Raw genomic sequence first — 8,117 nt, forward strand, 5'->3', positions numbered from 1 at the left:
AGTAGACATTACTGATAATGCCGGTGTTGCTACCAGTTGCGCTTTGCTATCTTTCTCTATCAGATCAATTATTGATTGCGGTAACTCAGCAAGAGCCGCGTCATTAGGTGATACTATCCACTCATAAGCTAAACCTGATTTATGAACAGACGGCGGTGCAACAACATAACCACTGTCACACCTAACATCTAAAGCAACACCATCAACACGCACCCTATTTTGCAAGCCACCTGGTGGGCGAACAAAATAGTAGTGCTTACCTTTAGCTGTCTTTGCTACGGGCGTTACTAAACTATCGGGCAAAAGTTTATCGATAGTTGCTTGCGCTTGCTCGCTATCAACATCAACAACTATTAGTTGCGATATCTTGCCTGTAACGATGCCTATGTTTGCATCAGGCCATTTTTCAAACCACGCTTGCACCTCTTCTGTTGTAGGCACTCGCTGCTGGAAATCTGCCCATGGTATGAGTGGCTTTTTGCCCCTTGGTTCAATGGGAATAGTAGGCCAACCTTTTGCGGCATAGCTAAGAATTAATTCGATAGTGCAAATCATGTAAAAATCCTTTGTTGCTCATAAATTTTTCTTCTCATGAGCTGATACACTACTCGCGCATTTACATGATTGGCAATTCATTAATTATATCAATATGTTACAAGGATTTGCTGTGAGATCCGTACTTGCTAAAATGCTAAAAAGTAAGTTTTGGCGAATGTCGAAAACGATAATTGTGAGATCCAAAGAACGTAAAAAGTGACAATTGTGAGATCGTAATTTAAAAATATCCGATTTGTGAGATCTACAACCAATCAGGTAATATTAAATGCCAACGATCAGTTTTTAACTGTAAGCGATATCCTTGCCCAGAGTCTGAAATAATAAATTCCTCAACCTTAAATCTTGGGAGGTTTGCCTGCTGTGCTGCAAATTGTATAGCATCGCGCAGATCTTTCATTTGACGTCTAATTGCGGTTTTAGTTCTTACAGGCCCGCTATTACCATCAAAAGAATAAACTCCTTCATCAACAAGCTTACAAAACGTTTCAAAATGCTCACCCTTTGGAACATTAGCGTTGCAACCATCTAACCAAACCTCGTGATTATCTCTATCCAGGTGCAAAACAACTTCGTTTAATTGATGGTTATTGATTGAACTTAATTGATACGGCAGTGCGCTTTTACCATGAAATTTAATCAAATAATCTTCGGCTGATGTTGCTGACGCTAAATTGCGCCAATCATAAGGAGTAGTAAACGTATTATGCTTTAGTATTTGCTCATGAGATAATTTCACTTTATCTTCTGGTTGCCATGCATCACGATAACCACTGATTGAAGTTTCAGCACCTAATATTTGAATCATTCGTCGGCAATCTATCAGACCGATATGTAAGCGAGATGCAACTTCCAATATGCTGTAGTTGCGAAATGCTTCTTCATCAGGATTAGCGGCCAAGTCTTCTTGAGCCATATCAAGAAATGCAACGATATGACGCAGAGTGCGTTTAGCTTCTATAAAACAAGCCATGACTGGTAATCTAAGAGCAAGCCGTCTATAGCCACCAATTTCGGTAATATAATTTCGATCTATTAAATCTCTCAATATTTGATCGATAAGGTCTGGCGACACTAGCTCTTCTTTTGACCTGCCTAATATGAACCCGCTTTCGGCCATTCGCATCTCTCAAGCCACCAATCAAATATCATACGCAGTAGGTTTTGAGCATCAATGCTGAGTTCGGTATTCGTTGGTTTAGTTGTCACATAGTTAGGAAATCATATTGCAGTGAGTGTACCAAGGTTGTTTTACTAGCTACGCGATCGTATACCTTAAATTAACAACTAGGGCATTACTACACGAATTTTCATTACCATATCCAATATGATTTTATTTAAAGTTCATTCAGTTTCTTAATTTTGCTTTTAAATATCAAACATATTATTCATTATTTGCTTAGAAATCATTCTTTGGCTATTATGTGGCGAAAGAAAGTCAATAAATATGCACTTATTAGGATTAAAACTCGCCAATATTGGCCCATTCGATAGTGTTGAACTTAATTTTACTAATCAAGAAACCGGTAAAGCTTCACAACTTATTGTGTTAACTGGCGAAAACGGAACCGGTAAAAGTATCTTACTAGATAGTATCCGCGTTGCATTTGGAACATCTTTTGGAAAACCTACCCGTCCTATATATCGTGAAGGAGATAAATTCATTATCGAAGCGATTGTTGATAGAAATATTAATAGTGAAATGATTAACACAACTCTTCACGTAGACCGTTTTGATGTTCATGGTAATCCACAAACACCATAGTCAAATCTTCCAATCCAGGTACAAAACGGAAATGTGTCAAATCCAAAATGGGTGGTTGACTATTGGCAATCAGCTTTGGCAACAGATCCTTTTCGAATTCAAAACTTTAGTGCACCTAACCCTAGGGTATATCTCTCAAACGCATTTGCCGGAAATACTCAAAATTCTTTTGCAACGAACCTGATCTGTTATATCGATTACCTTAGAGATAGTAGAGATAACGAAGAACAAAAAGTTGGTGAATTGTTATGGCAAGCTTTGAGCACAATTACAGAGAAAGCTATCAACGATGGAGCCTTAAGTCATATTGCAAGATCTACTTTTTCACCAATATTCAAGCATAGAAATAGAGAAATCAGTATAGAGAAGCTCTCTGCCGGAAGTTTATATTTTATTCAAAGAATGCTTGGACTACTAGGCAAAATGTATTCATGTTATATGGTTTCAAATAATCAATCAGATAATCTACTAAATACACCTGGACTTTTACTCATCGATGAGCCAGAAAATCATCTTCACCCTAAATGGCAGAAAAAATTCTTGCCTATAATTCGCGCAGTCTTTCCAAATATACAAATAATTGCTGCTACCCACTCACCATTCATTGTTGCTTCGTCTCCTGAAGCCAGAGTATTTGTATGTCGGGCCAAAGACCAGACATGTGAGGTTGTTGACGTAACTCGCACTTTTGCCAACGAACCTGTGGATGAAGTCCTGATGTCAGATGCTTTTTCAGCAACACCACCTTTTAGTGAAAAAATCACACAATTACTTTACCAGCGTAATGAAGCAATAAAGCAGAACAATAAAACAGAGAGAGAAAAAATTGAAAAGGAACTCCTCTCATTGAATCAAGAAGCATTTGCTTGGCTACGTATCGATTCTTTATTAAATAAGGTTTCACCTTGATTCTATTAACCCGCCTCCCTTGTCCAGAACCACTTGCTAGCAATGCTGACAAGTGGACTAAAGAGTTTATTGCAAAACGCCAGATTGATAAAAAAGAACGACCACAAAAAAAAAGATATGCACACAATCAAATTATTGATCAACTTGCGGCAATGAGTAGCCAGAAATGTTTTTACTGCGAATGCAAACTTATATTTGATACTAATACTCAAGGCTATGGAGGTGAAGAGACAGTTGATCACTACATAGAAGTTTGTGTTAATCCTTCAAAAGCTTATGAATGGTGCAATCTTTACCTATGTTGTAGAGGTTGCCAGAATAAAATAAGAGAAAATAGCCTATCCGTAAGCGAATGTTTAGACCCATGCGGCACTTCAGACCCTTCTGATCATTTAATTTTCGATGATGAAATTATTAGATCACGAAACAATTCAACAAAAGGGATTGCTACAATTAAGAAGTACAAACTTAATCGTGAAAATCTGGCATATAAGCGTCTTAAACAACTAAATGAATTTGGGAAGTTGCTCTACGAAATTTATAATAGACAAATTAAAGAGCAGAGGCAAACAATGATCAAAGAAGAACTAGAAGCGTTACACAGCTTTGCTCAACCTGATCACGCATACTCATTAATGTTTCGATGGCGACTGAAAAATTTTAAAGATATTTAACTAATTTTTACATTATGTATATTTACAGACATCTTATTATCCAGGCATTATTTTATATTTTGTAACTTTGTTATTCATTTTACTCCTAAAGTGCACCTAATGGCTTGATCTAGTTCTCCACCACTTGGAAGATTAGGGCCAGAAATAAATCTCTTAGAAAAATCGTCGAGTGAAAAACGTATTTTTCGTTCAATTTTTAAACCACGTTGTTGGCCATGTAGCACCTGATCGCTAAGAGCATAAGTATGTACTGTGATATTGTCTGCTCTTTTATTTGTTAATAATGGAATATCTTTACCGATTATTTCTTCAAACTTTCTATACACTATATTTGGCAAAATAAAATATATCCCAGTTTTAACAAGTGCTGACCTAGAATATACTTGTCCTTTCCTAATTAATTGCGGGATTAATCTTTTATGTACGTTTGCCCAATTCATCCCATGAGCGGAAGTGGGAATTGTTTTTGCTGTCTTTATGTTTTTATATGCATACCATGTATCACGGTAATTACCTGTTATATCTATGCTTTGAACTTCTATACCTGTATATTCATTCAAAGTCCCATTTAATATTTTTGCAAGAACCCAATCCATTGAAAGACTATTACCTACCTTAATTTCTTTACCTGAATTCATTCCTAGCGCAACGATGCATTTACTAATATTTTCTCTATTTTTAATAAAATCATCAAATGTGAAAAACGGAATATTCTCACCAAATGCATCCTTTGAAACTTCTTTTAATGAATTATAGTTATCAGCATACAAACGATTTGGGCATATGATGCAATCTCCAAATGGTGATGTTACGCTGCACGTGCCATACGTAATCGATTTATCATGGTTTGTTTTACTGCATGTTTTGTTAATAAAGGGGCAAGCTCCAATATTCCAGAGGGTTCTACACTGTCTTGTTGTGTCATCAGGTGAATAACCAAAAATTTCGACAATATCTTTACGGGGACGATTAAGCATTTGTTATCATTTCCCTTATTGCTAAACCGATTGAATATGCCATTAAAGGTGGCACAGCATTACCAACTTGTTGATATTGCTTTGTCATATTTCCTTTGAATATATATCGATCAGGAAACGATTGAATTCTCGCAGCTTCTCTCACAGTGATGACTCTATCTTGATATGGATGAAAAAAACTGCCCCAATGAGGATCGCATTTTGTAAGTATAGTTGAACATAGTGAATTAGGATGAAGCCTACCATATCGTTTTGTATGATCACTGCGCTTTGCTCTTGTTAAGCCTTTTGGCAAAAGATCGAATGGGATATCCCGCCAACTTCCTCCTAATGGAATATGTTTCAACCTCTCAATATTTATCTTTGCTAAACTGTTACAAAAATGACTTGTTATTTTTTTTGCACCCCGGCGCATATATTTTTGAAAAGTTGTTTTTGGTGAAGATAAATAAGGATATTCTCCAATTTTTTTTTCACTATTTATAGGAGGCAAATCTGAAATAGCGTCCCAGACGTTTATCTGTTCCTTTAATTTTTGGGCCAGTATCGGTAGTATTGATAAACATAGTTTTTTTGCATCTGTAAAATTTGCTTGCGCAGTTGAATTATATTCTGGTTCTGGAAATAAAATCGGCTTATGGAAATCTCTAAGTCCTATAAATACCGTTCTAAATCGCATTTGCGGTACACCATAATGCCCAGCAAAAAGAATTCTATGTGATAACTTATAACCGAGAAATTCTAATTCTTTATAAATTTGTTCTACAACTGTGCCCTTGCCTAATGAAATAATTCCAGGCACATTTTCAATTAGCACGGCCTTTGGCATTATCTCCTTCGTGATTCTAATAAACTCTTTAAAAAGATGATTTCGTTGATCATCGAGATTTCTTATAGGTGCATTTATTGAAAAACCTTGGCATGGAGGACCACCAGCAATTAAATCAATTTCGCCATATTTTTTCATAATATCTGCTATTTTTTTCCTACTTATATTTTTAACGTCCCCTATAATTACATCACAATCAGGATTGTTTGTTTTGTATGTTGATGCATACGTCTCGTTTATTTCATTTGCTAAAATAGGTTTGAATCCTGCTTGTTCTAAACCACATGATAAACCACCAGCTCCAGCAAATAGATCGATAAAACGAATTTCGTCTGACTGAGAAATTTCTGAATTTATATTACGCATATCTAAATCCAAAAAATGATTACCTAATTAAATTTGAAGTTATGCTCACTTGTTTCTAAAAAAATAATAATTTTCTTGTATGTCGTAAACATCTAATAATCAATGAATAGCTCTACATTCGCGTGCTTTACTATGTTTCTTAGCGATTTTCATGTAAGATAAATGAGCAAGTCTACTGATACCAGCTTCTTTTAGAGCAAGATACCAATTATTGCCGTTAACAAATAAAAGAACACGGGTTGCGCACGACACAATTCTCCCCCTAAAAAACCCCGGGGTGTTTGATCGCAAAGAACAAAGAACCCGGGGGGATCAAGTTTGGCTCCCGTGAGAACCACTTCTAATTATTAACTTACTAAACAGGTTTATAAAATCAAGCCAAATGATGCTTAATATAACCACATAATATTACTTAACAATTAACATATAATTGGCTCTGGTATAATTTCATTATTGCACATCATATCGTAAATAACTGCGGCTATAAGTTTACGAATACCACGCAGTGCCGCTTCTTGTGATACTGCCAAATGACTAAGGCTAGGAAATTCAGCACAAAGACCAACATAATCTTGATCTTCATCTAACCAAGCAACGTTATACGTATATTGATCACTTTCTTGCGGCATTTATTTTCTCTAACTTTTCAACTATTGACGATTTTAAACATCATTTAGTACCATAACTTTACCTGCCATAAATAATGGCAGAGTTCATAAGCTCCCAGCTGTCGGTAAAAACGACGGCGGGTTTTTTATTTCATGATACTGACACGTCAATGAATCACACATCGTGCATTGTTGCAGATGGCAATCTTATGTAGCCTCTTATTACATATTTTTATTTCTCCTACCACTGCCCAACTCAACCCCAATCTTCAGCGATTCAATCATCACCCGCGCCTTCTCAACCTCGCCCGCCTCTATTGTCGCCAATACTTCACCCAACACTTTAATTAGCTGCTTACTTGGCGACTCATTCTCTAACTCTCGCGACACTAACCCCACAGACTCAGCCAACCCAGCTGACTCCGCTGCCCCCGTTTTTGCCTCATTTGCTACGTTTGCTACATTGCTACACTGAGATGACGCTAAACCATGCGAAACGTAGCAAGGCCCTGGGGCGTAACCCCTTGAAACTTCGTTTTCACTAGCACGAGGCGTTGCTAAATCGCCTTTAAAATCGGACACTTGGGCGCTTTCAAGTCCCGTCCACCCCGCCATTTTACTAGTTGAAATCATTGAACTTTTTTCTAACTGTAGCAACCCTTGCGCAAACTTGGGGTGTACGGTTGTATCTTGTAGGTCAGGACCCGCGATTTCATTAGGTTTTTTTTCGCTCGCTTTTGTCTCAAATGGTGTGGTTCTTCGATTCTTTTCATTCATGGTTAGGCGCGCGTCCTCGGCCATCGCCCTCGCTCCAACACTGCCTTCGATTAAAGCTGGCAATTCTTCTTCTTTAGTACAAACCGATTCTAGGTTGCTTCGTGCGTGTGAGCCATAGTCCGCTCGCGCGACGGGCCCTCCGGACACGCTATCATTTTTATCAAAGTTCTTCTTAGTTATAAGGTCTATATTTAGTTTTACCACTTCACCACATAGAAGCTCCCACGGCGGCTCGTTGTAGAGCTAGATAATATCGCCACGGCGACCATGGGTAATCCATTCAAGTATTTCTTTGCGCGCGCCGTCATTGATTGCCAAAGTTATAAAGGTACGCCGGGCATCGTGTTGGCGACGTTTGCGAATATCAAGCCGCTCAAGGTCTTGATGCCAACGTTTCAGCCCATGATTGACATTGCGATTATTAAGTTTGCGTGACGGCACTATAAGGTCATCATGGTTTGGTTTGCGGCCAAAAAATATCGGCCAGTCTTGTTGCTGCCACTTTTGTAAAATAGCGGCGAGTTGTGGATTCACAGGCAAGCGCCGCGGTTGCTCGGTTTTAACTGATTTTTCGTGCTTAAGATGCGTATTGTATGACGCCACTATCGACAAACGGCCTAATGGTTTTTGTACTGGCTCATAATCACGCCAACGCAA

The 8,117-nt window shown here is 37.8% G+C and carries 11 protein-coding genes; 3 read left to right on the plus strand and 8 right to left on the minus strand.

The window, feature by feature from the left end:
• Both JW841_15765 and JW841_15770 read right to left on the minus strand, forming a co-directional pair.
• On the minus strand, window positions 1–555 hold a 555-nt coding region (locus tag JW841_15765; protein MBN1962390.1), incomplete at its 3' end, for a bifunctional DNA primase/polymerase.
• A gap of 244 nt (window positions 556–799) precedes the next feature.
• Window positions 800–1,675: a hypothetical protein gene (locus JW841_15770; GenBank protein ID MBN1962391.1), complete on the minus strand. Its 876-nt coding sequence runs from the start codon at window positions 1,673–1,675 to the stop codon at window positions 800–802.
• A 327-nt stretch (window positions 1,676–2,002) separates the two neighbouring features.
• On the opposite strand from JW841_15770, the gene JW841_15775 reads away from it, so the two are divergent.
• Genes JW841_15775 through JW841_15785 form a run of 3 tightly spaced genes read left to right on the plus strand, consistent with a single transcriptional unit; the run spans window position 2,003 to window position 3,903 of the window.
• On the plus strand, window positions 2,003–2,320 hold the full coding sequence (locus JW841_15775) for an AAA family ATPase (GenBank protein MBN1962392.1): 318 nt from the start codon (window positions 2,003–2,005) through the stop codon (window positions 2,318–2,320).
• Between the two features lie 33 nt (window positions 2,321–2,353).
• Window positions 2,354–3,229, plus strand: coding sequence for an AAA family ATPase (locus tag JW841_15780; GenBank protein MBN1962393.1), 876 nt, complete (start codon window positions 2,354–2,356; stop codon window positions 3,227–3,229).
• Complete coding sequence (locus JW841_15785) at window positions 3,226–3,903, plus strand: hypothetical protein (GenBank protein MBN1962394.1); 678 nt, start codon at window positions 3,226–3,228, stop codon at window positions 3,901–3,903. The genes JW841_15780 and JW841_15785 overlap by 4 nt, the downstream gene beginning before the upstream one ends.
• A 74-nt stretch (window positions 3,904–3,977) precedes the next feature.
• On the opposite strand, the gene JW841_15790 is transcribed toward JW841_15785, so the two are convergent.
• The 6 genes from JW841_15790 to JW841_15815 form a co-directional block, all read right to left on the minus strand.
• A complete protein-coding gene (locus tag JW841_15790; protein ID MBN1962395.1) occupies window positions 3,978–4,880 on the minus strand; it encodes a restriction endonuclease in 903 nt (300 codons plus the stop codon).
• Complete coding sequence (locus JW841_15795) at window positions 4,873–6,075, minus strand: DNA cytosine methyltransferase (protein MBN1962396.1); 1,203 nt, start codon at window positions 6,073–6,075, stop codon at window positions 4,873–4,875. Before JW841_15795 ends, JW841_15790 begins: the two co-directional genes overlap by 8 nt.
• Window positions 6,076–6,174: 99 nt before the next feature.
• Window positions 6,175–6,327, minus strand: coding sequence for a hypothetical protein (locus JW841_15800; GenBank protein MBN1962397.1), 153 nt, complete (start codon window positions 6,325–6,327; stop codon window positions 6,175–6,177).
• A 167-nt stretch (window positions 6,328–6,494) separates the two neighbouring features.
• The gene (locus tag JW841_15805; GenBank protein MBN1962398.1) at window positions 6,495–6,704 is read right to left on the minus strand and encodes a hypothetical protein; all 210 of its coding nucleotides are present in this window, start codon (window positions 6,702–6,704) and stop codon (window positions 6,495–6,497) included.
• Window positions 6,705–6,905: 201 nt separating this feature from the next.
• A complete protein-coding gene (locus JW841_15810) occupies window positions 6,906–7,607 on the minus strand; it encodes a hypothetical protein (GenBank protein MBN1962399.1) in 702 nt (233 codons plus the stop codon).
• A 96-nt stretch (window positions 7,608–7,703) separates the two neighbouring features.
• Window positions 7,704–8,117, minus strand: a 414-nt coding sequence (locus tag JW841_15815; protein MBN1962400.1) for an integrase, incomplete at its 5' end; no start/stop codon positions are given.

This window comes from Deltaproteobacteria bacterium, from assembly GCA_016931625.1.
GTDB lineage: Bacteria > Myxococcota > XYA12-FULL-58-9 > XYA12-FULL-58-9 > JAFGEK01 > JAFGEK01.

Coding starts and splice junctions, on each gene's coding strand:
- JW841_15770 (MBN1962391.1), bottom strand. CDS start 1,675: ATGGCCGAAAGCGGGTTCATATTAGGCAGGTCAAAAGAAGAGCTAGTG.
- JW841_15775 (MBN1962392.1), top strand. CDS start 2,003: ATGCACTTATTAGGATTAAAACTCGCCAATATTGGCCCATTCGATAGT.
- JW841_15805 (MBN1962398.1), bottom strand. CDS start 6,704: ATGCCGCAAGAAAGTGATCAATATACGTATAACGTTGCTTGGTTAGAT.
- JW841_15795 (MBN1962396.1), bottom strand. CDS start 6,075: ATGCGTAATATAAATTCAGAAATTTCTCAGTCAGACGAAATTCGTTTT.
- JW841_15790 (MBN1962395.1), bottom strand. CDS start 4,880: ATGCTTAATCGTCCCCGTAAAGATATTGTCGAAATTTTTGGTTATTCA.